Below are 1,156 nucleotides of genomic sequence, written 5' to 3'. Positions count from 1 at the left end.
CGAGGGCATGCCGATGGACACCGTATCGCCGGTGGGCGCCAAGGAAACCGAGGACGAGGACGACGAACTCACCGACATCACCGCTCGCGGCGCGGCGATCGCCGCGTCGGCGCGGTTGGTCAACGCGGTTCAGGTGGGCCTGTGCGTCGGTGCGTCGGCCGTGCTGCCGGTCGCGGTGTGGGGCGTCCTGGCGCCGGGCCGGCGGTGGGCGTGGCTGGCGCTGGTGGTGGCGGGCTTGGTGGTAGGCATCTTCATCACGCAGGGCCGGGGATTCGCGGCCAAGTACCAGGCCGTCGCCCTGGTCTGCGGAGCCTGTGCGGCGGTGTGCGCGGGCGTAGTGAAATACGCGCTGGCCGGTCCGAGGAGCCTGGAGAACGGGCTGATCTGGCCGGTTGCGCTGGTGGTCGCCTTCGCCGCATTGGGTTTGGCCGCAGCGCTTTTGGTGCCGGCGACACGGTTTCGGCCGTTGATCCGGTTGACCGTGGAATGGCTCGAGGTGTTGGCCATGATCGTGTTATTGCCGGCCGCGGCGGCGCTGGGAGGGCTGTTTACGTGGCTTCGCCACTGAAATCCGTTGGCAGCCGGGCCGCCGCGATCGTCACCGCCCTGATGCTGATCGCCATCGCGGGCAATATCCCTGCTGCCCAGGCCATTTCGCCGCCCAAGGTCGATCCGGCGCTGGTGCCGCCGGACGGGCCGCCGCGCCCGGACCAACCCATGCGCCGCGCCAACAGTTGCTCGGCCCCGATCACCGTCAAAACGCCGGACGTGTCGCAGATGGCGCCCGGATTCGACCTGCTCAACATCAGCCGTGCGTGGCAATACAGCACCGGCAACGGTGTGGCGGTGGCCGTCATCGACACCGGGATTTCCCCCAGTCCGCGACTGCCGGTGGTCCCCGGTGGTGACTACATCATGGGCGAGGACGGCCTGTCGGATTGCGACGCGCACGGAACGGTCGTCGGCGCGATCATTGGCGCTGCGCCGCAGGGACTTATCCCGATGCCGCGACCCATTCCGCCGACGCCCGCGTTCGCGCCGCCCGCGGCTCCACCGCCGGCGGCCGGGGCGGCCCCGCCCCCGGTGGAAGTTCCGCCGCCGCCGGCGCCGCCGCCGCCACCACCGCCGGTGACGATCACCCTCGTCCCGCCGCCTC

At 71.0% G+C, this 1,156-nt stretch carries 1 protein-coding gene and 1 pseudogene; both read left to right on the top strand.

Going from position 1 to position 1,156, the window contains the following annotated elements:
* Nucleotides 1–568: type VII secretion integral membrane protein EccD (gene eccD, locus A5673_RS05575; RefSeq protein ID WP_068228247.1), on the top strand; the 568-nt coding region annotated here is incomplete at its 5' end.
* Nucleotides 553–1,156: pseudogene (locus A5673_RS05570) on the top strand (type VII secretion-associated serine protease); the annotation flags it as partial. The gene eccD and the pseudogene A5673_RS05570, both read left to right, overlap by 16 nt.

Source organism: Mycobacterium sp. E3198, assembly GCF_001667015.1.
Taxonomy (GTDB): Bacteria; Actinomycetota; Actinomycetes; order Mycobacteriales; family Mycobacteriaceae; genus Mycobacterium.
The sequence above is the reverse complement of the archived record's forward strand: the minus strand, read 5'-3'. Positions and strand labels throughout refer to the sequence as shown.